This window comes from Brevundimonas sp. LF-1 (genome assembly GCF_037055305.1).
Lineage (GTDB): Bacteria > Pseudomonadota > Alphaproteobacteria > Caulobacterales > Caulobacteraceae > Brevundimonas > Brevundimonas sanguinis.
This window is the reverse complement of sequence record NZ_CP146349.1, coordinates 2,138,486-2,163,609: the sequence shown is the minus strand read 5'-3', so window position 1 is coordinate 2,163,609 and position 25,124 is coordinate 2,138,486. Positions and strand designations below refer to the sequence as shown.

The 25,124-nt window shown below is 67.5% G+C and carries 19 protein-coding genes and 4 pseudogenes; 9 read left to right on the top strand and 14 right to left on the bottom strand.

The window, feature by feature from the left end; genetic code table 11:
- Positions 1-112: 112 nt before the first annotated feature.
- The 3 genes and pseudogenes from V8F63_RS11965 to V8F63_RS11955 form a co-directional block, all read left to right on the top strand.
- Positions 113-1,774 (top strand): annotated as a pseudogene (locus V8F63_RS11965) (hypothetical protein); the annotation flags it as partial.
- Positions 1,775-2,069: 295 nt separating this feature from the next.
- Positions 2,070-2,990 carry a translocation/assembly module TamB domain-containing protein gene (locus V8F63_RS11960; protein WP_392353361.1) on the top strand — a complete coding sequence of 307 codons (921 nt, stop codon included), beginning with the start codon at positions 2,070-2,072 and terminating at the stop codon, positions 2,988-2,990.
- Positions 2,991-3,070: 80 nt separating this feature from the next.
- Positions 3,071-4,145: pseudogene (locus V8F63_RS11955) on the top strand (PA0069 family radical SAM protein).
- Here V8F63_RS11955 and V8F63_RS11950 read toward each other — a convergent pair.
- Positions 4,146-5,386 (bottom strand): annotated as a pseudogene (locus V8F63_RS11950) (TRAM domain-containing protein).
- A 157-nt stretch (positions 5,387-5,543) separates the two neighbouring features.
- Here V8F63_RS11950 and V8F63_RS11945 point away from each other — a divergent pair.
- Positions 5,544-6,197, top strand: a complete 654-nt coding sequence (locus tag V8F63_RS11945) for a glycine zipper 2TM domain-containing protein (protein ID WP_392353359.1) — start codon at positions 5,544-5,546, stop codon at positions 6,195-6,197.
- Between the two features lie 72 nt (positions 6,198-6,269).
- On the opposite strand, the gene V8F63_RS11940 is transcribed toward V8F63_RS11945, so the two are convergent.
- From V8F63_RS11940 to V8F63_RS11905, 8 genes are all read right to left on the bottom strand, one after another.
- A complete protein-coding gene (locus V8F63_RS11940; RefSeq protein WP_392353356.1) occupies positions 6,270-6,995 on the bottom strand; it encodes a TlyA family RNA methyltransferase in 726 nt (241 codons plus the stop codon).
- A gap of 4 nt (positions 6,996-6,999) precedes the next feature.
- The gene (locus V8F63_RS11935) at positions 7,000-9,738 is read right to left on the bottom strand and encodes a valine--tRNA ligase (protein WP_392353354.1); all 2,739 of its coding nucleotides are present in this window, start codon (positions 9,736-9,738) and stop codon (positions 7,000-7,002) included.
- A gap of 363 nt (positions 9,739-10,101) precedes the next feature.
- Complete coding sequence (locus V8F63_RS11930; RefSeq protein ID WP_392353352.1) at positions 10,102-12,525, bottom strand: DNA methyltransferase; 2,424 nt, start codon at positions 12,523-12,525, stop codon at positions 10,102-10,104.
- Complete coding sequence (locus tag V8F63_RS11925; RefSeq protein WP_392353350.1) at positions 12,516-12,917, bottom strand: hypothetical protein; 402 nt, start codon at positions 12,915-12,917, stop codon at positions 12,516-12,518. Before V8F63_RS11925 ends, V8F63_RS11930 begins: the two co-directional genes overlap by 10 nt.
- Positions 12,918-12,924: 7 nt before the next feature.
- On the bottom strand, positions 12,925-13,248 hold the full coding sequence (locus V8F63_RS11920) for a type IIL restriction-modification enzyme MmeI (RefSeq protein WP_392353348.1): 324 nt from the start codon (positions 13,246-13,248) through the stop codon (positions 12,925-12,927).
- 169 nt (positions 13,249-13,417) lie between these two features.
- Complete coding sequence (gene hutI, locus V8F63_RS11915) at positions 13,418-14,635, bottom strand: imidazolonepropionase (protein WP_392353346.1); 1,218 nt, start codon at positions 14,633-14,635, stop codon at positions 13,418-13,420.
- On the bottom strand, positions 14,632-15,522 hold the full coding sequence (locus V8F63_RS11910; RefSeq protein ID WP_392353344.1) for an agmatinase family protein: 891 nt from the start codon (positions 15,520-15,522) through the stop codon (positions 14,632-14,634). Before V8F63_RS11910 ends, hutI begins: the two co-directional genes overlap by 4 nt.
- 5 nt (positions 15,523-15,527) lie before the next feature.
- Entirely contained in the window at positions 15,528-16,226 is a 699-nt protein-coding gene (locus tag V8F63_RS11905) for a UTRA domain-containing protein (RefSeq protein WP_392353343.1), read from the bottom strand.
- A gap of 89 nt (positions 16,227-16,315) precedes the next feature.
- On the opposite strand from V8F63_RS11905, the gene hutU reads away from it, so the two are divergent.
- The 4 genes from hutU to V8F63_RS11885 all read left to right on the top strand — a co-directional run bounded on the left by hutU (position 16,316) and on the right by V8F63_RS11885 (position 20,239).
- A complete protein-coding gene (gene hutU / locus V8F63_RS11900) occupies positions 16,316-17,989 on the top strand; it encodes a urocanate hydratase (RefSeq protein ID WP_392353341.1) in 1,674 nt (557 codons plus the stop codon).
- A 164-nt stretch (positions 17,990-18,153) separates the two neighbouring features.
- The gene (hutH, locus tag V8F63_RS11895) at positions 18,154-19,683 is read left to right on the top strand and encodes a histidine ammonia-lyase (RefSeq protein WP_392353340.1); all 1,530 of its coding nucleotides are present in this window, start codon (positions 18,154-18,156) and stop codon (positions 19,681-19,683) included.
- A 56-nt stretch (positions 19,684-19,739) separates the two neighbouring features.
- Positions 19,740-19,865, top strand: coding sequence for a hypothetical protein (locus V8F63_RS11890; protein ID WP_392353338.1), 126 nt, complete (start codon positions 19,740-19,742; stop codon positions 19,863-19,865).
- Positions 19,862-20,239 (top strand): hypothetical protein, encoded by a 378-nt coding sequence (locus V8F63_RS11885; protein WP_392353336.1) that lies wholly within the window; start codon positions 19,862-19,864, stop codon positions 20,237-20,239. The genes V8F63_RS11890 and V8F63_RS11885 overlap by 4 nt, the downstream gene beginning before the upstream one ends.
- Before the next feature lie 34 nt (positions 20,240-20,273).
- Here V8F63_RS11885 and V8F63_RS11880 read toward each other — a convergent pair whose 3' ends face one another.
- From V8F63_RS11880 to V8F63_RS11860, 5 genes are all read right to left on the bottom strand, one after another.
- Complete coding sequence (locus tag V8F63_RS11880) at positions 20,274-21,035, bottom strand: peptidase (RefSeq protein ID WP_253121747.1); 762 nt, start codon at positions 21,033-21,035, stop codon at positions 20,274-20,276.
- An 86-nt stretch (positions 21,036-21,121) separates the two neighbouring features.
- A complete protein-coding gene (gene fni, locus V8F63_RS11875; RefSeq protein WP_392353334.1) occupies positions 21,122-21,913 on the bottom strand; it encodes a type 2 isopentenyl-diphosphate Delta-isomerase in 792 nt (263 codons plus the stop codon).
- 8 nt (positions 21,914-21,921) lie between these two features.
- Positions 21,922-22,068 (bottom strand): hypothetical protein, encoded by a 147-nt coding sequence (locus tag V8F63_RS11870; RefSeq protein ID WP_392353332.1) that lies wholly within the window; start codon positions 22,066-22,068, stop codon positions 21,922-21,924.
- Between the two features lie 62 nt (positions 22,069-22,130).
- Positions 22,131-22,553, bottom strand: coding sequence for a hypothetical protein (locus V8F63_RS11865; protein WP_392353330.1), 423 nt, complete (start codon positions 22,551-22,553; stop codon positions 22,131-22,133).
- Positions 22,525-24,042: a PPC domain-containing protein gene (locus tag V8F63_RS11860; protein ID WP_392353328.1), complete on the bottom strand. Its 1,518-nt coding sequence runs from the start codon at positions 24,040-24,042 to the stop codon at positions 22,525-22,527. Before V8F63_RS11860 ends, V8F63_RS11865 begins: the two co-directional genes overlap by 29 nt.
- On the opposite strand from V8F63_RS11860, the pseudogene folD reads away from it, so the two are divergent.
- A pseudogene (gene folD / locus V8F63_RS11855) lies at positions 24,041-24,962 on the top strand (bifunctional methylenetetrahydrofolate dehydrogenase/methenyltetrahydrofolate cyclohydrolase FolD). The gene V8F63_RS11860 and the pseudogene folD sit on opposite strands and share 2 nt — an antisense overlap.
- The last annotated feature ends 162 nt before the right edge of the window (positions 24,963-25,124 follow it).

Sequence of the window (25,124 nt, the reverse complement as noted above, 5' to 3'; positions counted from 1 at the left end):
CAATATCGCCGCCAACAAGGGCCGCATCGACGTGACGACAGACGTCCGCGCTGTCGGCGGTTCGTCAGCAGGCATCATCGGAGCGCTCCTGGGCTCGACGCCGCGTATCCAGATGGAGGGCGCCCGCATGGCCGATGGCGCCATGCTGCTGAAAAAGGTCGATGCGCGCGGCCAGGGCCTGACCCTGACCGGCTCGGGCGGACGCAGCCTGAACGGCGGCCTGAACTTTACGGGTCGCGCCGAACTGACAGACCTGTCGCGCATCCGAAACGGCGCTAGGGGCGCCTTCGGCGGACCGATCCGCGCTTCCTCGGCAAGAGCCGGCGCGCCCTGGGTCCTCAGCTTCGACGGGCGCGGCTCGCGCATGGCCATCGGCATGGAAGAGCTGGATCGTCTGCTGGGCGCCCAACCGCGTCTGCAACTGGCCGGTTCGCTGAACGACGGCGTCGTCTCCATCAACACCGGCGAACTGACCGGCGCCGCCGGACGCGCAGGCGCCAAGGGGCGTATCGAAGGCTCTAAACTGCGCCTCGCCCTGGACTGGGACGCGCGCGGCCCGTTCGGCGTCGGCCCGGTCGCCATCGATGGCGCCATGTCGGGCGACGGCGCCCTGACCGGCACCCTGGCCCAGCCGCGCGCCGACCTGCGCGCCGCCTTCGACAAGGTGGCTGCGGGCGGGCTGATCCTGACCAACGCTGACTTGATCCTCAGCTTCCGCAAGGGCGCCGACGCCTCTGACGGCCGCATTTTACTGACCTCCGGCTCGAACTACGGACCGGCGCGCGCCTCGGGCAACTTCTATCTGGGCGGTCCGCGTCTGCGCCTGTCGGATGTCGACGTGAACGCCGGCGGGGTCACGGCCCAGGGCGACGTGGCCCTGTCGAACAACTTCCCCTCCAGCGCCGATCTGACCTTCACCGCGCGCCAGGGCGCCTTCCTGGCCTCGGGCGAGGCCAACGGCCGCGTGCGCCTGACCGAGGGCGCGGGCGATCAGACCGCCGTGCTGGACGTGACCGGCCGCAACGTGCGCCTGACGGGTCAGGACTGGACCCTGCGCAACCTGTCGCTGAAGGGCCAGGGCACGCTGGACCGCCTGCCCTTCACCGTGGCCGCCGACGTGGGCGGCGCCAATCCGGTCCAGTTCAACGGCGCGGGCGAATACTCCCGCCAGGGCCCGGCGCAGAGCCTGACGCTGCGCGGCGGCGGCCGCGTGCGCGACATCGCCTTCACCACCCGCGCCCCCGCCGTCTTCGCCATCAACGGCGATGGCCGCGTGGCGCGCCTGGACCTGGGCGTCGGCGGCGGCGTCCTGACCGGCGAACTGAAGCAGGACAAGCAGGGTGCGGCCATTCAAGCCGACATGACCAATGTCGAAATGGGTTCGCTCCTCCCCGATCTTCGCGGTCAGGTCACCGGCCGCATCTCCATGCAAGGCCAAGGCGACGCTCTGCGCGGCTCGGCCAATGTGGACCTGAAACAGCTGCGCAGCATCGACGCGCCGCGCGGTCTGGCGGTCGACGGCACGCTGAACGCCGACCTGACCGGCGACGTCGTGCGCCTGCGCGCCCAGGCCCATGACGGAACCGCCGTCCAGGCGACAGCCGACGTCAGCCTGCCGGTCGAAACCTCGGCCGCCCCCTTGCGTCTGGCCATCGCCCGGACCCGGGACATGTCGGGCCAGGTGGCTATTCGTGGGCAGATCCAGCCGATCTGGGACCTGTTCCTGGGCGGCGCCCAATCCCTGTCCGGTCAGGTGAACGGTCAGGCCACGCTGGCGGGCACGCTGAACGCGCCGCGCCTGAACGGCCGACTGGACATGACGCAAGGCGCCTTCCGCGACAGCGCCTCGGGCCTGCGCCTGGAGAATGTGACCCTCGCCAGCCGCTTCAACGACAGCCAGGCCGTCATCGAGCGGTTCCAGGCTACCGATGGGCTGAAAGGCGAGGTGTCCGGCAATGGCGATCTGGGCCTGCGTCAAGGATCGCCCTCGACCTTGCGCCTGGAGCTGACGCGCTTCCGCATCATCGACAACGACATCGCCCAGGCCCGCGCCAACGGGCCTGACCGCCGTGCGCGGCGGCGACGGCAACATCCAGCTGACCGGCGACCTGAACATCGACGAGGCCGAGATCTCGCCGAACCTGCCCGGCTCCAACGGCATCGTCAAAATGGACGTGGTCGAGATCAACCGCCCCGGCGGCGACCCTGTCGAAGCCGAGGAGAAGGCGCGGGGCGGTCCCAGGATCGGCCTGAACCTCAACCTGACCGGACGGGAAATCCACGTGCGCGGACGCGGGCTGAACGTCGAACTGTCCGCCAATGCGCGCGTGCGCGGCACCATCGCCGATCCCCAGTTGTCCGGCACGGCCAACGTCGTGCGCGGCGACTATGAGTTCGCAGGCAAGCGCTTTGTCTTTGATGATCGCGGCTCCGTCACCTTGTCGACCGACCCCGCGCGGATTCGTCTGAACCTTGAGGCTGTTCGCGAGGACCCGGCGCTGACAGCCGTGATCAAGGTCACCGGGACCGCGGCCGAACCCAAGATCCAGCTGACCTCCACCCCTGCCCTGCCCCAGGATGAAATCCTGTCCCAGGTGCTCTTCGGCCGATCGGCGGCGCAACTGTCGCCGTTCGAGGCGGCCCAGCTCGCATCGGCGGTGGCGTCCTTGGCCGGCGGCGGGGGCTTCGACGTGATCGGCAACCTGCGCGAACTGGCCGGGCTGGACCGCCTGTCCTTCAGCGGCGAGGCCTCCAGCCTCACCGTCGCGGGCGGCCGCTACATCACCGACGACGTCTACCTGGAAGTCATCGGCGGCGGAGAACGCGGGGCTGCGGTCAGCGTGGAGTGGCAGGTGCGCCGCAACCTTGCCGTGGCCTCTAAGTTCGGCGGCGAAGGCGACACCTCCTTGTCCGTCCGCTGGCGGCGGGAAGGCCCCCGCCCCGGCGGCGAACGCCGCGACCGCAGGCCTAGCGCCTCCGCTCGACGCTGATCCGAGGCAGATCGGCGCGCCTGTCGCCCGCCGCCCTATTTGTTCTTGCTTTGTTCTGTCTCGTCCTGCATCCTGCAGTCATGAGTAAGGCGATTAACGGACGCGGCGCGCGCTCCAACGCCTCGGGTCGGTACGAAGCCGACCGACGCGAGGCCTATGACGACGGCTGGACGGATCAGGACGAGGCGGCGGCCCCGCTTCGCACCACCCTGTCCCCGGAACGCGCTCGCACCATCATCGCCAAGAACACGAGTCCGGATATCGGCTTCGATCGCTCCATCAACCCCTACAAGGGCTGCGAACATGGCTGCATCTACTGCTACGCCCGTCCGTCCCATGCCTGGATGGGCCTATCCCCGGGCCTGGATTTCGAGAGCCGGATCTTCTTCAAGCCCGACGCCGCGCGTCTGCTGGAACAAGAGCTCTCGAAGCCCCGGTACGTCTGTCGGCGTATCCACATAGGGGGCAATACCGACCCCTATCAGCCGGTCGAGCGCGAGACAGCTTCTACGCGCTCGATCCTCGAGGTGATGCAGCGGTTCAACCACCCTTCAGCATCATCACCAAGTCGGTGTTGATCGCGCGCGACGCCGACATCCTGGGCGACATGGGACGAAAGGGCCTGGCCTCCGCCTTCGTCTCCATCACCACCCTGGACCGCAAGCTGGCGCGGGCGATGGAGCCGCGCGCCTCAACCCCGCCAAGCGGCTGGAGGCGATCAGCCGCCTCGCTGACGCCGGCTGCCCGGTCGGCGTCGGCTTCGCCCCCGTCATCCCTGGCCTGAACGACCATGAGCTGGAATCGGTGCTGGAGGCGGCTCAGAAGGCCGGGGCGACCTCGGCCATGTATGTGACCCTGCGCCTACCGCTGGAAATCAAGGACCTGTTCCGAGAATGGCTGGCCGACGCTCGCCCTGAACGCGCGGCGCGCGTCATGTCCCTGATCCGCCAGACGCGCGGCGGCAAGGACTATGATCCCGACTGGTCGCAGCGAATGAAGGGAACCGGCCCCGTCGCCGAACTGATCGCTACGCGCTTCAAGGCCGCGGTCAAACGCTATGGGCTGGATGGGCCGCGTCGTGTGCTCGACATGACCCAGTTCCGCGTCCCGGCAGACGCCCGACCGCAACTGGACCTGTTCGATCTGGCGTCCTGATTAGCGCCGGAAGACGCCGACCAGTTCGATATGGGTCGACCAGATGAACTGATCGATCGGCGTGACTTTCTCCAGCCGGAAACCGGCGTCGACCAGCACCCGCGCGTCCCGAGCAAAGGTCTGGGGATTGCACGACACCCCGACGATGACCGACGCCTTCGTGCCGGGCAGTTGCTGCGTCTGCTCCAACGCGCCCGCGCGCGGGGGTCCAGAACGATGGCTTCGCAGCCCTTGAGGTCATAGGGCGACAAGGGACGGCGGAACAGATCGCGCGCCTGGGCCTCAATACCCTTCAGGCCTTGGGCCGTACTCACGCCCGCCTTCAGGGCCGCGATGGAGGCGGCGGCGGAATCGGCGGCCATGACGCTGGCCACCTCCGCCAGCGGGAAGGTGAAGGTTCCGGCCCCACAGAACAGGTCGGCGACCTTCTTGGCCCCTTTCACCGCCGCGACCGCGCGCGCGACCATGGCTGCTTCGGCGGCAGGCGACGCCTGAAGAAAAGCGCCCGGCGGCAAAGGCACTGACGCACGCCCGACCCGCACGCGCGGCTGGCGCGCCATGACCAGCGTCTCGCCATCCAGACTGAGCCGCGCCAGATCCGCCTCGGCCGCCGCCGCGATGGACAGCGCCAGTTGATCTCCATTGAGGCCGCCTGACCGCTTTTCGACGCCGGTCACATCGACGTCCAGACCGCTGTCGGTCAGGGTGACGTGCAGCGTCGGCGCCGATTTGGGATGCCCCAGCAAGGGCGCGGCGATCTTGGCGAGCGCAGGCAGAGCCGCCGTCAGTTGCGGATCCGACAATGGACAGTCGGTCAGTTCGACCACCCGCCACGACTTGCGTGCCTTGAACCCCAGAATGACCCGCCCGTCCGGCAGCTTGCGCGCGTGCAGCGCCAGGCGACGGCGGCTGGCCAGCGGCGTGGCCACCGCCGCCTCCACCTCAGTCTCCAAGCCCTCGCGCGCCAGCGTCTGGATCACCACCTCGCGCTTCCACGCCAGATAGGGTTCCTCGGCCCAGTGCTGCAGCGGCGCCACGCCGCATTCGGCATAGGTCTGCGAGTGGATCGGGCGCCGATCAGGGCTGGCCTCGATCAGGTCGAAGCGCTCGGCCCGGCCGTCCTTGACCTCGGCGGCGACGACTTCGCCCGGCAAGGCGCCGGGCACGAAGACCGGGCCGTCGGCGGTGTCGGCGATCCCGTCGCCCTGATGGCCCATGCGGGCGATGGTCAGCGTCTGCATCATGAGGCGGCTTCTAGCGGCTTCCGCGCGAAAATCGAAACATGAACGAAGATGAACGACGCGCTCAAAAGCCGTTCAGCTTCGCCGCCCTATCAATGGCTGCAACAGACGGCGACCTGATCCGTTCAGGTGCGGCCTCCGTCGAAGGAAAAGAACGATGATCGCTCTCATCTCGAAAAAAGCCTCGGCCGCCGCCATCGCCGCCCTGGCCTGCGCCTCGGCCGTCGCCCTGCCTGGCGTCGCCTCGGCCCAGAGCTATGGCTACGACTATCCGCCTGCCTATGGTTACGGCAACAGCGGGCACAGTCAGGGGACCTATTACGATCCTTGCGTCCGCGATCAGCGTCAGCGCGCCACGACCGGCGGCGTTCTGGGCGCCGCCATCGGCGCCATCGCCGGGTCCCAAATGGCCGCGCGCGGCCGTCGCACCGAGGGCAGCGCCTTGGGCGGGGTTCTGGGCGCCGCGATCGGCGCGGGCGTGGGCAACAGCTCGGCCGCCTGCGACAGCCGCTACCGCCGCGACGCCGACTACGGCTATCAGGGGACGTATGTCCCGCCGGCCTATGGTTATGACAACCGAGGCTACGACAGCCGCAGCTATGACAATCGCGCCTATGACCGTCGTTATGACGACCGCCGCGACAGCTACGACTATTATCGGGACTACCCCGACACCTACGCCTCTGCGCCCCGCGACGCCGATCAGTGCCGCCTGGCCGAGAGCAACATCCGTCTTCCCGACGGTCGTATGGAGACGCGCTACGTGCGCACCTGCATGGACCAATCGGGCCGTTATCGCGTCGTCGATTAAGTTTCAGCCCCCTGTCAATCGACGATGTGAAGAGGGCCGCCGGCGATCCGGCGGCCCTCTAATCACTTGGGATCAGGCTTTCTGGGCCCAGAGCAGGAACTCGACGTTGCCGTCGCCGCCGGTGATGGGACTGTCGGCGACCTCGCGCACGGTCCAGCCGCATTCCTCCAGCCAGTCGCGCACCTTGGTCACGGCTGCGGCGTGGGCCTCGGGGTCCTTGACCACGCCCTTCTTGCCAACCGCCTTGGGGCCCTCCGCCTCGAATTGAGGCTTCACCAGGGTGATCAGGTCCGCCTCTGGCGCCGCTAGTTCGAGGGCAGCAGGCAGCACCTTTAACAGGCTGATGAAGCTGGCGTCGCAGACGATCAGGGACGGCGCCTCGGTGATGATCTCGGGCGTCAGGTCGCGGGCGTCGGTCTTTTCCAGATTGATCACGCGGGGATCGTCGGCGACCGAGGGATGCAGTTGCCCCGTGCCGACATCCACGGCGAAGATCCGGGCCGCGCCGCGATCCAGACAGACCTCGGTGAAGCCGCCAGTCGAGGCGCCGACATCCAGAACAACACGCCCATCAACCGCCACCGGCCACAGGTCCAGCGCGCGCTCCAGCTTCAGCGCGCCGCGCCCGACCCAGCGATGGGCGGCCTCGGCCTCGATGACGGCGTCCTCCGCGACCTTTTCCGACGGCTTTGCGACCGTGCGGCCGTCGGCTTTCACCAACCCAGCCTCGATGGCGGCGCGGGCGCGGGCGCGGCTGTCGAAGACGCCCCGCGCGACGAGCAGTTGGTCGATCCTCATGCCGTTACAAGGCTTCCAACCGCTTCAACGCGGCCTGCAGGCGGGCCTTGCCCTCCTCCGCTTCGGCCAGCTTGGCGCGCTGCTCCTCGACCACTTCGGCAGCGGCGCGGGCGACGAAGTTCGGGTTGCCCAGCTTCTTGTTCACATGGCCGATGTCGCTGTCGAAGGCGGCGATCTCCTTCTCCAACCGCGTGCGCTCGGCGGCAAGATCAATGATCCCGGCCAGCGACAGGGCGACGGTCGCCCCGCCTGAGACGAAGGTCACAGCCCCGGCCGGCGCGGCCTCGGCCACGGCGACCTCGGACACGCGGCCCAGCGTCAGGATCAGGTCGCGGTGGCGCGCGATGCGCTCGGCCGTGGCGGCGTCGGGGGCGACGAAGGCCAGCGGCGGCTTGGCCGACGGCGGCACGTTCATCTCGGCCCGCAAGGCGCGGATCTCGCCGATCAGATCCACCAGCCAGCCGATCTCGGCCTCTGCCTCCGCATCGACGAAGGCGTCCGGCAGCACCGGCCAGGTCTCGCCGATCAGCAGACCGTCGCGCGCCGGGCCTTCTTTGCCCAGTTCGGCCCACAGCTCCTCGGTGATGTAGGGCATGACCGGGTGCAGCAGCTTCAGCGTCTGGTCGATGGTCCAGGCCGTCATGGCGCGAGTCTCGGCCTTGGCGGCTTCGTCCGAGCCGTTGAACACCGGCTTGGCCAGTTCCAGATACCAATCGCAGAACACGTTCCAGATGAAGCGGTACAGGGCGCCCGCCGCATCGTCGAAACGCCCGCCCTCGATGGCGTCCGACACCTGGCGCTCGGCCTTGGTCAGTTCGCCGCGAATCCAGCGGTTGATCGTCTGCTGCGCGCCGGCGGGGTCGAAGCCCTCGACGCGGCGCGCCTCGTTCATCTGGCTGAAGCGAGCCGCGTTCCACAGCTTGGTGCCGAAATTGCGATAACCTTCAATGCGCTGCTTCGACAACTTGATGTCGCGCGTGCCCGACAGGATCGCCATCGTAAAGCGCAGCGGATCGGCCAATTCGTCGATGATGTTCAGCGGGTCGATGACGTTGCCCTTCGACTTTGACATCTTCTGGCCCTTCTCGTCGCGGACCAGACCGTTGATGATGACGCGCTTGAAGGGGACTTCGCCGTCCATGAAATGCAGGCCCATCATCATCATCCGGGCGACCCAGAAGAAGATGATGTCCGCCGCCGTGACCAGATCGCTGGTCGGATAGAAGCGCTGCAGATCCTCGGTCTTTTCCGGCCAGCCCATGGTCGAGAAGGGCCACAGGGCGGACGAGAACCAGGTGTCCAGAACGTCCTCGTCCTGGGTCAGCACGACCTCGGAATCATAGTCCGACATCGCCTGTTCGCGGGCGTCCTCTTCCGTTTCGGCGACGTAGATCTCGCCGTTCGGGCCGTACCAGGCCGGGATGCGATGGCCCCACCACAGCTGGCGCGAAATACACCAGGGTTCGATGTTGCGCAGCCATTCGAAGTAAATCTTCTCATAGGACTTCGGCTCGAAGACGGTGGCGCCGTCCTCGACCGCCTTCAGGGCGGGCTGGGCCATGACCTTGGCGTCGACGTACCACTGGTCCGTCATCCACGGCTCGATGACGACGCCTGAGCGGTCGCCGTGCGGGACCATGTGCTTGGTCTTCTCGATCTCGCGCAGCCAGCCCTCTTCCTCGGCGCGGGCGACGATGGCCTTGCGCGCGGCGAAGCGGTCCATGCCCTCGTACTCGGCGGGCACGTCCGGCGTGTCGGCGGCGGTGATCCGGCCGAAGGCGTCCATGACGTTCAAGGCTTCAAGTCCTGCACGCTTTCCGACGCCGAAGTCGTTGAAATCATGCGCCGGCGTGATCTTCACCGCGCCCGAGCCCTTGGTCGGATCGGCGTAGTCGTCGGCGACGATCGGAATGCGACGGCCGGTGATCGGCAGGGTCACGAACCGACCGACCAGCCCCTTGTAACGCTCGTCCTCCGGGTGAACGGCCACGCCGGTGTCGCCCAGCATGGTCTCCGGTCGCGTCGTCGCCACGACGATGAAGCCGCGCGTCTCGAACTCGGTCGCCTTGCCGTCCTCGTCGAAGGCGACCGGGTGCTGATAGGTCACGCCGTCGGCCAGCGGATAGGCGAAGTGCCAATAGGCGCCGTCGACCTCCTTCTGCTCGACCTCGAGATCCGAGATGGCCGTCTGGAAGTGCGGGTCCCAGTTCACCAGACGCTTGTCGCGATAGATCAGGCCGTCCTTGTGCAACTGCACGAAGACCTTGCGGACGGCGGCGTTCAGCCCTTCGTCCAGGGTGAAGCGTTCGCGGCTCCAGTCGCACGACGCGCCCAGGCGACGCAGTTGGCGCACGATGGTCCCGCCGGATTCGGCCTTCCATTCCCACACCTTCTCGATGAAGGCGTCGCGGCCCATGTCGCGCCGCCCCGGCGCGCCCTCAGCCGCCAGTTTGCGCTCGACCACCATCTGGGTGGCGATGCCCGCGTGGTCGGTGCCCGGCAGCCACAGCACGGCCTTGCCCTTCATGCGGTGATAGCGGGCCAGAATGTCCTGCAGCGTGTTGTTCAGGGCGTGGCCGATGTGCAGGCTGCCCGTTACGTTCGGCGGCGGAATGACGATCGAATAGGCGTCGGCGGCGCCGTCAGTGGGCTTTGCCGCGCGCGGGGCGAACAGGCCGCTCTCCTCCCACTGGGCGTAGATGCGCGGCTCGGCGGCCTTGGGTTCGAACGTCTTCTCAAGCATGGTCATCTCGTTTCCCCGCGGCGTCGCGCGAATGCGCCGCTGATCGGGGCTGGAATTCTTCGGTAAAGCAAAGGGCGGTCCCGCCGGAACCGCCCTTATGTGACTTAATGATCGCCGCAGCCCACGGCTAGGTCAAATCAGTGCCGTCGCGGCGAGAACCACTCCTGCCCCGTGCGCTGAATCGACCCCACCGCGGCCAGGATCGCCAGCATCTGCTCAACGCGATCCGTCTTGCGGCGGCCGTTGGCCCGGCGAAACGGCTTGACAGTTCACCAAGCGACAGCGGCCCGCCCTCAAGTCGCAAAACATCCAGGACTTCTGCGGCCAGCTCTTCCGGAGCCTCCGGCAAGGGACGGATATCCCTTATCTGGGGGCGCAAGTTCTCGACCGCCCGAGCTCGGCCCCCGGCTTCACCCGGTCCTGCTGATAAGCGGGTCGCAGGAAACGGATATCGCCTCTCGCCTCCTGATCCGCACGCTCCTGGTTCAACGCCAGCAGGGCCGCCAGCATAGCCTCATCCGTCATAGCCGAAGGCCAGCCATAGGCTTGATGAACCGCTGCATCCAACTCCCGGTGCAGACGATCCAGTTCATCAAACCGACCTGAGCATCGCTCATTATAGAGCACCGTCATCGTCAGGGTGCCGTCCAAAGCCACCAACTCCTGACGCTGGGCCTCGATGGCTTCGGCAGCGACGCCGATCTCCAGGCCCGCCATTCCATCGAGACACGGGAACGGAAAGGCGTCGAAACAGGCCGTCTTGTTATAGACGGGCCGGTCCTCGAGGCGCCCGCCCATCGCCAGCGCCCAAACGCCGTGCGCCCGCGAGGACAGCACGCCCAGAATGCGCGGATCATCCGACGCGACCGCCACCACCATGTTGTCGGGCAGAACATCCGCATCCAGAAAGCGGAACCAGCGGTGCTTGGATTTCTCGACCGTGGCGATGTAGCGGGGCAGCCCGCGCAAGGCGTCGCGGAAGGCGCCTCGCGGCTCGCCGAACACCCACCATTTGTCGCGATAGGCAGCCCGACTGTTCCGGTCACGCTCAACCTTCACTGTGTCCGCCAGGTGCCGAAAAAGCTGTGGCCAGGAGCGCCGGACTTCGACCTCCTCCAGGCCGTACAGGTCGATCACCTTCACGCCTCGGGGGCTGGCGGCCAGATCGCGCCCGTTCCGATAGGCGCGGATCGGCGGCGCATCCACGCAATCACGCGCCAGTTCGTCGGCTTCGGCTTCCGAGACGATAAAGCCCGCGCCGTGCAGCTTGACGCCCGGCGAACACAGGAGTGCGTTCGCCCTCAATGGCTGCGCGAAGGACACCCCGCCGCCTATGGTCAGATCGGCGCCGATATCGCCGCGCTGTTCATCGAACTGAGGGACGATCTCGCCCCCGGCATCCGGACGCTCCTCACGGATCGTCAGCAGACGCCCCTGTCCGTTCGGGCCTCCCCGCTCGGCCACCGTCATGGCGATGCGCACCTCAGCGCCGCGCTCCTCGCGCTTGCTCCAGGGATGGTCAGGAATGGCGAAGGTCAGCCGCATCGGCGGCTCACCGTTCAGATGATGCTCCAGCACGCGGCGCGAGAAATCCTGGGTGATGGAGTTGGTGGTGATGAAGCCGAACCGACGCAACTGGCTATTCGGCGCCGTCAGAATCTCAGCCGCCCGATCCCACCACGCCATGACCAGGTCGGCCGAGCGGAACCGCCCCTGCCGCACCCGCCACAGGGCGTCGACATACCCGTCGCCCAGCTCCCGCCGCAGATTCTTGGCGGCAATGAAAGGCGGATTGCCGATGATGAAGTGCGCCACGGGCCATTGGGTCGGCTGGGGCTGACGATATTGCACGACCTCTGTTTCCTGGTTGAACCGCCACAGACTGATCGGGCGACCGCGCGCATCGCGACGCAGGTCTTCGCCCGCCGATACCAGCAGAGCGTCGGCCCGGATAATACGGTCGCGCCCCCGTCTTGGCGCCAGTAGGCCGGCAGCGGCCAGTTGGGACGGCGCCTCGCCGTTGCGGATGCGCCATTGCAGGTATCCGATCCACATAACGACCTCGGCGATCGAGGCCGCGTGATCGGATTTCTCAATGCCCCAGAACTGGGCCGGGCTGATCTTGCGGCGCACAGCCCCGTCGGTCGTCTCGCCCCCGAGCCGCTGCAAGACGCTGAGGACCTCCCGCTCCAGGTCCTTCATCATGGTCATGGCAACATAGAGGAAGTTGCCTGTTCCGCAGGCGGGGTCCAGCACCCGGATCGCGCAGAGGCGCCGCTGGAACCGCCGGACCGCCGCTCGAGCAGCCACGGCTTCGCCCCGCGCGTAATCGCTGACCGCACAGGCTCCCACCGCCTCCCAGTCCGCCCGCAGAGGTTCTATGATCGTGGCATCCACCAGCCGCTGCACATAGGCTCTTGGCGTGTAATGCGCGCCGAGTTCGGTGCGGTCACCGGGTTCCAGCGCGCGCTCCAGAAAGCTTCCGAAAACAGCAGGCTCTACGGCCGACCAGTCGCAGGCAGCGGCGCGTATCAATACCTCCAGATCAGCCTCGCTGAGCGGCAGCGCCACCTCCTCGCGGAACAGGCCGCTGCCGAACGCCGGCACATCCTGACGCAAGGCGGCGCAGTGGCCTCCGCGCGCCAGATTGCGGAATACGGTCGCCGCGCTCAGGTGAAAGCGAGCCGCATTTCCGCGATAGCTTTCCAGCAACGTCAGAAACCCCTTGTGGCGGATCAGACCGACGCTGTCGGCGTACATCGCCAGAATGCACTGCATCACGAACATGAAGATGCGGCGATCCGTGATCGGCTGAAACGCCTGCGATGGATCCTGCAACGCCGATCCCGCATTGAACGGACCAGTCGCCCAAGCAGCCCTGAGATCTCATGGGTCGCCGCATTCACGGGGCGTTGAGGATCAAGGCTGCGCGGGTCGTCCCATACCCGCCGCAGGCGCTCTCTGACCTTCGGATCACGCAGATCCGTCAGATCGATGCGGCTGCTCTTCACATCTGGAAACGGCGCATAGCCCCTCCCCGCCCGCTCGAAGTCAGCACACAGGTGAATGGCCGCGCCGACATCGACCATCATCAAGAACGGCGGACATTCCGGCAGGGCCGCTGCATAGTTCTCAGCCTGGGCGTGAGCCCGGATCATCAGGCCATCCAAGGCTTCCACGCTACCCTTAGGCCTTTCGACCCCGCCCATTTAGAAGCGCCGCAAGCTGACGCAGCTCCAAGTCGCCATCAGGCGCGCGTTTCGGAGAATGCTTGAGCTCCATCACGAAAGAGCCGTGCTTGAAACAGTCGATGGATCCGTGGCGGCTAGTTCCGTCGGGCAGAGAAAACTTCACCGCGCGTTCCAAACAATAGTCCCGGTCCCCCACCGAATCCTGTCCCGGCGCAGCTACGCCCAGGACGGCGCATAGCTGGATAATAAAGCTCTGGCAGTTCGCCCTTTCGCTGATCGTCGCTTCGCTCCAGCGCGCAATAAAAGCCTCGACGTCCATAGATTGTCCCTCCCAAGAGAAACACTCTCATAACGCGAATGTATTAATTGTAACAACCTAAGATCGCATTTCAAACGGGCTCAACCGCTCCGGCAGGGCTGCCGGAGGTTAAAAAACGGGAAGCTGAAATGGCGTTTGGGCCGAGGATGGCGCCGGCTAATCTTCAGCCTCAGATCCTGCGATCGACCCCGGCCACATAGCGGCTGTGAAGCAGGGGCTTGCCCAGCCAATAGGCCAGTTCGGCCGGGCGGCTGATGTCCCACACGGCCAGATCGGCGGCCTTGCCCGCCTCCACCGTGCCGATCTCGTCGTGCAACCCTAGCGCGCGGGCTGCATGACGCGTGGCGCCCGCCAGAGCCTCCTCCGGCGTCAGGCGGAACTGGACGCAGGCCAAGTTGATCGCCGCCGTCATTGAGGCGACCGGCGAGGTGCCGGGGTTGCAGTCCGTCGCCACAGCCATGCGCGCGCCATGCTGGCGCAGCAGGGTGATCGGCGGCGCCTGCGTCTCGCGCAGCATCAGGAAGGCCCCGGGCAGCAGCACCGCCACCACGCCCGCCTCGGCCATCGCCTTTACGCCCGCCTCGGTCGTGTGCTCGATGTGGTCGGCGGACAGGGCGTGATAGCGGGCGGCCAGAGCCGCGCCGCCGCCATCCGACAGCTGGTCGGCGTGCAGCTTGACCGGCAGGCCCAGTTCCTCAGCCTTGTCGAACAGGCGGCCGACCTCCTCGACCGAGAAGGCGATGGGTTCGCAATAGGCGTCCACCGCATCGACCAACCCCTCGGCGTGGGCGGCGGGCAGGATTTCATCCACAGCCTTGTCCACATAGGCGGCGCGGTCGGCCTTATGCTCAGGCGGCACGGCGTGAAGGCCAAGATAGGAGGTGCGAACCCGCACCCCGGCGTCCCGCCCGATGCGGCGGGCGACGCGCAGCATCTTCAGCTCGCTGTCATGATCCAGACCATAGCCGGACTTGATCTCGACCGTGGTGACGCCGGTGGCCTTCAGCCCCTCCAGACGCTTGCAGGCCGAGGCGTAGAGGAGTCCTCGCTGGCCTCGCGCGTCGCCTTGACCGAGGAGACGATGCCCCCCGGCGCGCGCGATCTCTTCATAGGTCGCGCCCTCCAGCCGCCGCTCGAACTCGCCCGAGCGGTCGCCGCCGAAGACCAGATGGGTGTGGCAGTCGATCAGACCCGGCGTGACCCAGCGCCCGCACAGACTGTCGGTTTCCACAGCCTTGTGCACAGGCAGGTCCGCGCGCGGCCCGACCCAGGCGATGCGCCCATCCTGGATCAGGATGGCGGCGTCCTCAATCGCGCCATAGGGAGCGCCGCCCTCGGTCATGGTCGCAACGTGGCAGGCGGTGATGAGACGGTCGGCGAGGATCATCGCGCAGCGACCCCGCTGAGGATTTCGCAGAACCAGCGGCCGGCGGTCAGGGAGCCGAGGTCGCCGATTTCCAGCGAGGGGTCGTATTCGGTCAGGTCCACGGCGCGCACCTTGGGGCAGGCGCCGATGGCGCGGGCGGCGTCGAAGAAGTCGTGGACCGAGACCCCGCCGGGGCGGGCGCCGGGGCTGGCGGGCCACTGGCTGCGGTCGATGACGTCGATGTCGAAGTCGACGTAGATGACCTCGCACAGCGACGACAGGCGCTCCAGTTCCTCGACCACCACGGTCGCCAGACCGCGCTGGCGGCACTCGCGGGCGGTGCGGACGCTGATGCCGGCCGCCTCGGCCTTTTCGTGGGCGCGACGGGTATTGGCGAAGGGGGCGAGGCCCACTTGGCTGATGCGATGGCCGTCCATCCCGTCATCCAGCAGCGCCTGGATCGGATTGCCGTTGGTCAGGCCCTGATCCGTGTCGCGCAGGTCGAAATGGGCGTCGAGCGTCAGTACGCCGACGCGATCCAACCCGAGCGCATGGACGCCCGGCCGGGTGATGGCGTTGTTGCCCCCGACCAGAATGGTCAGGTCGCGATGGGCCTGCGCCGCCACCGCGTCGCGCACCGGCTCGAAAGCATCGAAGGGCGAGACGGCCTTCAGCGCCACATCACCGGCGTCATGGACCAGCACGTCCAGCTCGAGCCCCGTTTCGACATCATAGGTCGACAGGCGCGGCAGCACGCCTCGCAGCGCCTTCGGCCCGAGATCACAGCGGCCTGGCGTCAGCGACCGCTCGTTCAGCGGCGCGCCTATCAGGGCGACGGGGGCGTCGGAATGATGGCCCACCAGATCGCCGACGGAGCGCCACCCCAGGGCTTCAGACGGTTGGCTCATCGGGGTCATCCTTTGGTCGGAGAAAAGCGTGCGACCAGATCATAGGCCGCGCCGGGGAAGGTCTGCCACGCCCAGGTCACGCCCTGACCGTCGCGCCAGGTGCGGCGCTCCAGCCGCAGGCAGGCCGCGCCGTCGGCCAGACCCAGATGGGTCGCCGTCTCCGGGTCGGCGCCGACGGCGGAGATGCGATGCTCGGCCTCGGTCCAGGGCATGTGGGCCAGCAGCCAGCCGCCGGGCGGCTGGGCGGTGAAGTCGGCGGCCTCGGCCTCGGGCGCGGCGGTCAGGGAGATCAGACGGCGCTCGAAGACGAAGGGGAGGTCGTCGGCCAGATGCAGGGTCTCCAGCTCGACCACCCGCTCGCCCAGACCCTCCTCGGGGCGCGCGGGGCGGACGATGCGGCCCAGCAGGCTGTGGGCATAGGCCAGCCCCCTGCCCTCGACCTCGGACTGGATGTCGGGGATGGCGACCAGGGCCGAAGAATGCACCGGGGGATGGGCCACCACGGTCCCGGCGCGGCGCCGCCGCACCACCAGAGCCCGCGCCGACAGGTCCGTCATGGCGCGCGACACCGTCATGCGGGCGCAGCCGTATTCGGCCATCAGTTCGGCCTCGGTCGGGATGCGGAAACCAGGCCGCCACTCGCCCGAGGCGATGCGGCGCTCGATGTCGCCGGCGATCCGTCGATGAAGCGGCTCCTGATCCATGAATCGAAACTGCCCCTTGCACGCGATAATGTCTAGACATAACACTGAGCCCAACACACGACGGCGGCCGACGCCGCATGGAGGATTCAATGGCCACGCCCAGCACCCGCCCCAATACAAGAGTGGTCCGCAGCCCGCGCGGCTCTGAAAAGACCGCCAAGACCTGGGCGGCCGAAGCCGCCATGCGCATGCTGATGAACAACCTCGACCCCGAGGTGGCCGAGCGTCCCGAAGACCTGGTCGTCTATGGCGGCATCGGCAAAGCGGCCCGCAACTGGCAGGCCTTCGACACCATCGTCGATCAGTTGCAGAAGTTGGAAGCCGACGAGACCCTGCTGGTCCAGTCGGGCAAGCCGGTCGGCGTCTTCCGCACTCACGCCGACGCCCCGCGCGTGCTGATCGCCAACTCCAACCTGGTGCCCAAATGGGCGACGTGGGATCACTTCAACGAACTCGATAAGAAGGGTCTGGCCATGTACGGCCAGATGACCGCCGGGTCGTGGATCTACATCGGCACCCAGGGCATCGTCCAAGGCACCTATGAGACCTTCATGGAGGCGGGTCGCCAGCACTATGGCGGCGACTGGTCGGGCAAGTGGATTCTGACGGCGGGCCTTGGCGGCATGGGCGGCGCACAGCCCTTGGCCGCGACCATGGCCGGGGCGTCCTGCATCACCATCGAGTGCCAGCGCAGCCGCATCGAGTTCCGCCTGCGCACCCGCTACGTCGACGTCATGGCCGAGACCCTGAACGAGGCCCTGGCCCTGCTGGAGCAGTCGTTCAAGGACAAGAAACCCTTGTCGATCGGCCTGTTGGGCAATGCAGCTGATCTTCTGCCTGAAATGGTCAAGCGCGGCGTCCGCCCCGATCTGGTGACCGATCAGACCAGCGCCCACGACCCGGTCAACGGCTACCTGCCCTCGGGCTGGACCGTCGCTGAGTGGGAAGAAAAGCGCGTCAGCGACCCGGCCGCCGTCGAGGTCGCCGCGCGCAAATCCATGGCCGTCCACGTTCAGGCCATGCTGGACTTCCACGCCCAAGGCGTCCCCACCACCGACTATGGCAACAACATCCGTCAGGTCGCCTTCGATCAGGGCGTGACCAACGCCTTCGACTTCCCCGGCTTCGTGCCTGCCTATATCCGCCCGCTGTTCTGCCGCGGCATTGGACCCTTCCGCTGGGCCGCACTGTCGGGCGACCCCGAGGACATCCGCAAGACGGATGCGGCGATGAAAAAGCTCTTCCCCGACAACGCGGGCCTGCACCGCTGGCTGGACATGGCGGGCGAGCGCATCGCCTTCCAGGGCCTGCCCGCGCGCATCTGCTGGATCGGTCTGGGCGACCGCCACCGCGCGGGCCTGATGTTCAATGAGATGGTAGCCTCGGGCGAACTGAGCGCCCCCATCGTCATCGGCCGCGACCATCTGGACAGCGGCTCCGTCGCCAGCCCGAACCGCGAGACCGAGGCCATGATGGACGGCTCGGACGCCGTGTCCGACTGGCCGTTGCTGAACGCCTTGCTGAACACCGCGTCGGGCGCGTCCTGGGTGTCGCTGCATCATGGCGGCGGGGTCGGCATGGGCTATAGCCAGCACTCGGGCATCGTTATCGTCGCCGACGGCACGCCGGAAGCCGCCAAGCGGGTGGAGCGCGTCCTGTGGAACGACCCGGCCACCGGCGTCATGCGTCACGCCGACGCCGGATACGACATCGCCAAGGACGCCGCGCGCGAACATGGCCTGAACCTGCCGAGCCTGACATGAAATCCCTTCTCCCCTCGGGGAGAAGGTGGCTCGCGCAGCGAGGCGGATGAGGGGGCTGCGTCCTCATGCTCATCGTCGGCTGGCGAGCCTGCTGAACCCTACCCCTCATCCGAGCGGCTCCGCCGCCCACCTTCTCCCCAAGGGGAGAAGGCAAAGGACTACCAATGACTCAGATCATTATCGGCCAAGACCCGCTCACCCTCGCCCAGCTTCGCACGGTCCTCGACGGCCCCGTCACGGTCAGTCTGACCGACGCCGCCTGGGCCAATGTCGAGAAGGGCGCGGCGGTCGTCGCCGCCATCCTGGCCGAGGGGCGCACGGTCTATGGCATCAACACCGGCTTCGGCCTGCTGGCTAACACCAGCATCGCGGCGGAAGACCTTGAAACCCTTCAAAAGAACCTGGTGCTCAGCCACGCCTGCGGCGTCGGCGAACCGCTTAGCGAGAACGTCACCCGCCTGCTGATGGTGCTGAAGATCGCCAGCCTGTCGAAGGGCGCCTCGGGCGTTCGGCGTCACACGCTGGAGACCCTGATCGGCATGGTCAACGCCGAAATCCTGCCGCTGATCCCGTCCAAGGGCTCGGTCGGCGCGTCGGGCGATCTGGCGCCGCTGGCCCATATGTCGTGCGTCCTGATCGGCGTCAGCGAGGCCCGCTATCAGGGTCAGACGCTGGACGCCGTGACGGCCCTCGCCAAGGCCGGGCTGAAGCCGGTCGTCCTGGGCCCCAAGGAAGGTCTGGCCCTGCTGAACGGCACCCAGTGCTCGACGGCCCTGGCCCTGACCGGCCTGTTCGCGGCCGAAGACGTGTTAGCCGCCGCCATCGCTGCTGGCGCCCTGTCGGTCGACGCTCTCAAGGGTTCGGACGCGCCGTTCGACCACCGCATCCACGCCATGCGCGGCCAGCCGGGCCAGATCGACGTGGCGCGGCGCTTGCGCGAACTGCTGAGCGGCAGCGCCATCCGCGACAGCCACCGCCACGACTGCGCCAAGGTGCAGGATCCCTACTCCCTGCGCTGCCAGCCGCAGGTCATGGGCGCGACCCTGGACGTGCTGCGCAACGCCGCCGCCATGCTGGAGCGCGAAGCCAACGCGGTGACCGACAATCCGCTGGTCTTCATCGAGGACGGCGACGTCATCTCGGGCGGCAACTTCCACGCCGAACCCGTCGCCTATGCAGCCGATCAGATCGCCATGGTGCTGTGCGAGATCGGCAATATCTCCGAGCGCCGCACCTCCATCCTGGTCGATCCCAAGATGACCGACCTGCCCGCCTTCCTGGTCAAGGACAGCGGCGTCAACTCGGGCTTCATGATCGCCCAGGTGACGGCCGCGGCCCTGGTGGCCGAGAACCGCATGGTCGCCCACCCCTGCGTCATCGACACAGTGCCGACCAGCGCCAACCAGGAAGACCACGTGTCGATGGCCACCCACGGCGCGCGCCGCCTGCTGGACATGGCCGAGAACACGGCGACCGTGGTCGGCATCGAACTGCTGGCCGCGGCGCAAGGCATCGAGTTCCGCCGTCCGCTGACCTCCTCGTCGCAGCTGGAGCAGACCTACGCCATCGTGCGCGAGGCCTGCGGCGCCTATACCGAAGACCGCTATTTTGCGCCGGACATCGCCCGTGCAACCGAGGGCGTCCGTGCTGGCCGCTATCGCCCCTTCGCCGGCGATCTGCTGCCTTCGGCTTGAACCAGACGGCGGTTGAGCGCTTTCGTAATCAGCACGAACGCAGGATGCCGCCGATCATGAGTAGACGCGCCGTCATTTTGGCCTCCGCCGCCCTGGTTCTGACCGGACTGGGGGCGGCGGGCTGGGCCGTCTGGAACTCCACCTCGGCCGCGCACGGCGGGCGGGGCCCGATTCCGGCGTGACGGTCGAGGTCGTGCCTCCGATCGAGCCCGACCTGCCGCCCGGCTCCATCATGGCCGTGGGCGAACTGCGCGACGGATATGAACACGATGCCGAGCGCGTCGCGGCCCTTTCCAGCGAGGACGCGCCCTATGTCGAAAGCGCATGGCTGGAACTGACGCCGGAACCGTCGCAGCCGCGCTATTATGACACGCTGGCCGATCATGGCCCGCCTCTCTCGTCCCGACCGGCGGCGGAGCTGGACCGCGACGACTACGGCTTCGGCTTCGATACGCCACAGCCGGACTACGCCGCCGAACGCGCCGCGCGTCAGTCGGCCCTGCAGGATCGGCCCCCGTCCCAAGCCCGGCCCGCGGCCGAAGAGATGTTCTATTGAAAAAGGCCCCGGTTTCGCCGGGGCCTTTTGCGCATCACCGCATGGTGGTGACGGAAACGGTGTAGTCGCCTTCCTGCGCCGAACTGAGGCTGTTGGCGCGGAAAGAATAGGAACCGGGACGCAGGGTCTCGGTGATCAGGGCGCTGGTCCCGCCGCCGCTGTCGTCGTCGGCGGCCAGGCTCTCGCCATCGCACTGCGGGCCTTCGTGCAGCGACAGGTAGGCGTCGAACTGCGCCGAATCCATCCGAATCGACACATTGCCCCGGGCGCCGATGTTCAGGGCATAGCAGTCGTAGAAGGAGCCGTCGTCGGCCTGACGGTCGCTGAACTCCAGACGACCCTGGCGGCTCTCACCAACCGAGATCGGCACGATCTGGGTGGTCGGACGCAGGCGCTGGCCTTCCGACACAGTGAGGCGGAACGACCCAGTTTCGCCTTCGCTCAGGGTGTTAGCGCGGATGATCCAGTTCCCGCCGTTCGAGATGAAGCGCAGTTGCGAGTCGGTGCCCATGTCCGGCCCGTCGTCGTTCGTCACCGAGGTCTCGTCGCAGTCGGTCCCGGCGCCGGCCATCAGATAGGTGTCGAAATCGGACGAGCGCAGAGTCACCGTATAGGCCTGACCGGCTTCGGTCTGGATCACGTAGCAACGGTAGTGCGAACCATCGTCCATGCGCGCGTCCTTGGCGCTGAAGTTCCCGTTCACGGTCTGCCCCGGCCGTATGGAGCTCTGGGCAGCCGCAGCGCCGGCCAGAATCAGCGAGGACGCCAGAACCGACGTCATCAACACAGCGCGCATGGGAATCTCCTTGGGTGCGACGCGATCTTACAGGCGGGAATGCCCCGCTCAGGCGACAGGAAGCAACGGAACTCGTTTCAACGTTGCTAATTTGAAGCGTTTACGCAGAAACACACGGTACGCAGCTGCCTTATGACCAGTTGGAACTGGTCAATGACGGCCTCGGTCGAGACGGTCGCGGCCTGAATCACGCCTGAGGCCATGCCCACCATGTCGGCGCCCAGGCGGATCGCCTTGGCCGCGTCCACCCCGTCCCGGACCCCGCCCGACCCGATCAGCAGAGCGTCCGGCAGGGCGTTGCGCGCCTCGGCCAGGGCGCGGGCCGTCGGTATCCCCCAACCGGCGAAGGCCAGGGCATGAGCCTTATCCGCGGGATCGGTCGCCCGTTCGCCTTCGATCAGGCCCCAATTAGCGCCTCCCGCTCCGGCGACATCCACGCCCGCCGCCCCCATGGCCATCAGACGCTGGGCCGTAACGGCGGAGATCCCCGCTCCTGTCTCCTTGACGATGACCGGCGCGTCCAGATCGCGGATCAGGGCCTGAAGCGCCGCGCCCACGCCCCACCAGTCGCGATCCCCCTCGGGCTGGCAGGCCTCCTGAAGAGGGTTCAGGTGAACGACCAGGGCGTCGGCGCCGATCATGTCCAGCGCCCGGCGCGCCTCGTCCCGGCCGAAGCCGCGCGTCAGCTGGGCCGCGCCGATATTGGCCAGGATCGGCGTGTCCGGCGCCTTGAGCCGGAGCGCGAAATCCAGCCCGCCCGCCGCGCCGCCTTCCAGCGCCGCCCGCTGCGAGCCGACGGCCAGGGCGATGCCCAGATGCTGGGCCGCTTCGGCCAGGCGCGCGTTGATCGCCTCGGCCCTGGCAGGCCCGCCGGTCATGGCGCTGATCAGCAGGGCGCCTTCAGCCGCCGCCCCAGAAAATCGACGCCCAGATCGATGCGGGCGTGATCCACGTCCGGCAGGGCTTCGTGCACGAAGCGCCAGTCGTCGAACCCCGCCGAGACAGCGTGACGCCCTCCGCCCGCCAGCACCACGTCCAGATGCTGATCCTTGCGGCCCAGGATCAGGGCCGAGGCGGCGGTGTCGCTGGCGTCGGTCAGGGCTGTCGCTCCGTAATCAGCACATAGTCGCCGGTCGAGTTGGGGCTGAAGCTGCGGGCGCGCAGCACATAGGTCCCGTCGCGCGGCGCGGTCCAGCTCAGGCGGGCGTGGGTGTCGGACAGGCTGTCGTCATCCGTGTCCAGCTCGAAGTAGTCGCCGTCTTTCTCCTCGCCGACCTCGACCACCGCGTCGAAGCTGCTGGCGATCAGGGTGAAGCGCAGTTTCTCGTCGGCCTTGGCCTTGAAGCGATAGGCGTCGAAATAGACGCCTTCCTCGGTGAGGCTGGCGCGCTCGCTCAGCTGTCTGCGGACGGTCGCTCCGATCAACAGGCTGCCCGGCGCAGGCTCGCCGCCCAGATCGGTCAGTTCCAGCGAGTAGAGGCCCTTGGCCTCACGCGACCACGAGCGCGCGCGCAGCACATAGTCGCCGCTCGCAGGCAGCGTGAAGATCAGGCGCGCGTCCGTCCCCTGACCCAGGCCGTCGTCGTCGCTGGCGAGCCTCGCTGAAATCGTCCTCGTCCTGACCCAGTTGCAGATAGGCGTCGAAGTCGCCCGACCGCATGACGGCCTGAATGCGCTGGCCTTCGGTCCCGCTGAAGACGAAGGCGTCATACAGGCGTCCGTCGTTGTCGGTGGCGTCGCTGCTCGTCAGTTCGCCCTCGACCGCCTGGCCGAAGGCGATGGCGGAGGGCGGCGGAGGCGGCGCGATCTCCTCGATCTTGACCGTGTAGGGGCCCTCGCCGCTGGAGAAGGCGCGCGCCTCGATCAGATAGTCGCCGTCCTCGGCCAGGGTGTGCGTCAGGCGAGAGTTCAGGTCCCCGGCGCTGTCGTCGTCGCTGGCCAGGCTGTTGTGGTTGGCGTCGAACAGTTCAAGGAAGGTGTCGAACCCATCGGCCTTCATGGTGGCCGCGATGCGTTGCCCGGCGCGGCCGCTGAACCGGTAGAGATCGGCCGGAGCGCCGGAATCGCTGCTGGCGCTGTCCGGCGTCAACCGCCCGCGCGTTTCCTCCCCGACCGCGACGGGCGTAGCGGTCGGTGCGGGCGGCCCTTGTTCCAACGCCAGTCGATACGTCCCCTGCGCCGAGCCGTCATAGGAGGTGGCGCGGACCAGATATTCTCCGTCCTGCGGTGCCGTGAACACCAGTCGCGCGTTCAGGCTGGACCCGCCGTCGTCATTCTCGGCCATCTGCACGAAGGCGCCGTTCACAATGCGGCCGACGCGCAGCAAGGCGTCGAAGTCATCTGATTCCAGATCGATTTTCACCCGCTCGCCCGCCGAGGCCCGGAAGGCGTAGGCGTCGTAGCGATTGCCGTCATCATCCTCGGCGCTGTTGGAGCCCAGGCGGCCAGAGGCGTCACGGCCGATGGCGACGCGGCCAGGACGCGGCAGGCGAGGCGCGGCGCGCTCCTGCAGCGACAGGCGATAATCGCCGGTGTCCATCCCCGAGAAGGTGCGGGCGCGCACGATGTAGACCCCAGCCTCCGGCGCGGTGAAACGCAGGCGCGCATTCATATCGCCTGCGCTGTCGTCGTCGCTGGCCAGCGACTGTCGCATTGAACCTTCGGCGTAGACTTCCAGATAGGCGTCGAAATCATCCGCCGTCATCTCGGCTTCCAGCCGCTGTCCCGCGCGCAGATTCAGCCGATAGTCGTCATAGCGATAGGCGTCCCCGCCGCGCGTGCGGGCGTCCCCCTCTTCCAGCCGCCCCCGGATCTCGTCTCCCAGCCGGGCGTCAGCGGGCGTTTGGGCGCTGGCCCCGCCAGCGACCATGAGAGCGACAGCGCTGGCCGCGGCGAACAGGGAGTAACGCATAAACACCTCTTTGCTGGCGTCATCATAGACGCCGAACCGCAGCGCCTGTAAATCGCGGCCCACGCTTTCCAGTTCCCGACCGATGGAGCCGAACATGGCTGTCGAACCCGCCCGCGCCTCCCTAATCGACGGCAAGGCCTTCTCACAGACCTTGGTGGAGCGCGTCGCAGCGGCGGCCGCCCGGCTGGAATCCACCCACGGCGTCAAGCCCGGTCTGGCTGTCGTCATCGTCGGCGAAGACCCCGCCAGCCAGCTTTATGTCCGCAATAAGGGCGAGACGACGCTGAAGGCCGGAATGCGATCCGACACCCACCGCCTGCCGGTCGAAACGACTCAGGACGAACTGCTGGCCCTGATCGCCCAGTTGAACGCCGATGCGGGCATCCACGGCATCCTGGTGCAACTGCCGCTGCCCAAACACATCGATCGTCCGCCGTTCTGGACGCCATTTCGCCGGACAAGGACGTGGATGGCTTCCACGTCGTCAACGCCGGGCGCCTGGCCGTCGGCCTGCCGGGCATGATCCCTGCACCCCGCTGGGCAGCCTGATGCTGCTAAAGGATCAGTTGGGCGACCTGTCGGGGCTGAACGCCGTCATCGTCGGCCGCTCCAACATCGTCGGCAAGCCGATGGCGCAACTGCTGCTGGGCGAGAGCTGCACCGTCACCATCGCCCATTCGCGCACCCGCGACCTGCCCGCCCTGTGCCGCACCGCCGACATTCTGGTGGCCGCCGTCGGTCGCCCGGAGATGATCAAGGGCGACTGGATCAAGCCGGGCGCCGCCGTCATCGACGTGGGCATCAACCGCGTCCCTTCGCGCGATCCGGTCAAGGCCGCCGAGGGCAAGACCCGCGTGGTGGGCGACGTGGACTTCAACGAGGCGGTCGAGGTAGCCGGACGCATCACCCCTGTCCCCGGCGGCGTCGGCCCCATGACCATCGCCTGCCTGCTGGCAAACACCTACACCGCCGCCTGTCGCGCGGCGGGGGTCGAGCCGGAAGACTTGAATGGCTGAGGGTCGCTCCCTCTTCCCGCTCACCCCGGCGGACGCCGGGGTCCAGTGAGAACTTCACACGCCGCGCGACTAACGGCCAAAGAACTGGATCCCGGCGTGCGCCGGGATGAGCGGACCAAGTTGCAAAAATCCAGCCTTGAAGCGGAGCCTTTCGGCCCCGAT

What these genes read in the sequence shown, in the direction of transcription:
- V8F63_RS11945 (WP_392353359.1), top strand. Translation starts at nt 5,544, where the DNA reads ATGATCGCTCTCATCTCGAAAAAAGCCTCGGCCGCCGCCATCGCCGCC.
- V8F63_RS11940 (WP_392353356.1), bottom strand. Translation starts at nt 6,995, where the DNA reads ATGAGGATCGACCAACTGCTCGTCGCGCGGGGCGTCTTCGACAGCCGC.
- V8F63_RS11935 (WP_392353354.1), bottom strand. Translation starts at nt 9,738, where the DNA reads ATGCTTGAGAAGACGTTCGAACCCAAGGCCGCCGAGCCGCGCATCTAC.
- V8F63_RS11930 (WP_392353352.1), bottom strand. Translation starts at nt 12,525, where the DNA reads ATGTTCGTGATGCAGTGCATTCTGGCGATGTACGCCGACAGCGTCGGT.
- V8F63_RS11920 (WP_392353348.1), bottom strand. Translation starts at nt 13,248, where the DNA reads ATGGACGTCGAGGCTTTTATTGCGCGCTGGAGCGAAGCGACGATCAGC.
- hutI (WP_392353346.1), bottom strand. Translation starts at nt 14,635, where the DNA reads ATGATCCTCGCCGACCGTCTCATCACCGCCTGCCACGTTGCGACCATG.
- V8F63_RS11910 (WP_392353344.1), bottom strand. Translation starts at nt 15,522, where the DNA reads ATGAGCCAACCGTCTGAAGCCCTGGGGTGGCGCTCCGTCGGCGATCTG.
- V8F63_RS11905 (WP_392353343.1), bottom strand. Translation starts at nt 16,226, where the DNA reads ATGGATCAGGAGCCGCTTCATCGACGGATCGCCGGCGACATCGAGCGC.
- hutU (WP_392353341.1), top strand. Translation starts at nt 16,316, where the DNA reads ATGGCCACGCCCAGCACCCGCCCCAATACAAGAGTGGTCCGCAGCCCG.
- hutH (WP_392353340.1), top strand. Translation starts at nt 18,154, where the DNA reads ATGACTCAGATCATTATCGGCCAAGACCCGCTCACCCTCGCCCAGCTT.
- V8F63_RS11890 (WP_392353338.1), top strand. Translation starts at nt 19,740, where the DNA reads ATGAGTAGACGCGCCGTCATTTTGGCCTCCGCCGCCCTGGTTCTGACC.
- V8F63_RS11880 (WP_253121747.1), bottom strand. Translation starts at nt 21,035, where the DNA reads ATGCGCGCTGTGTTGATGACGTCGGTTCTGGCGTCCTCGCTGATTCTG.
- fni (WP_392353334.1), bottom strand. Translation starts at nt 21,913, where the DNA reads ATGACCGGCGGGCCTGCCAGGGCCGAGGCGATCAACGCGCGCCTGGCC.
- V8F63_RS11860 (WP_392353328.1), bottom strand. Translation starts at nt 24,042, where the DNA reads ATGTTCGGCTCCATCGGTCGGGAACTGGAAAGCGTGGGCCGCGATTTA.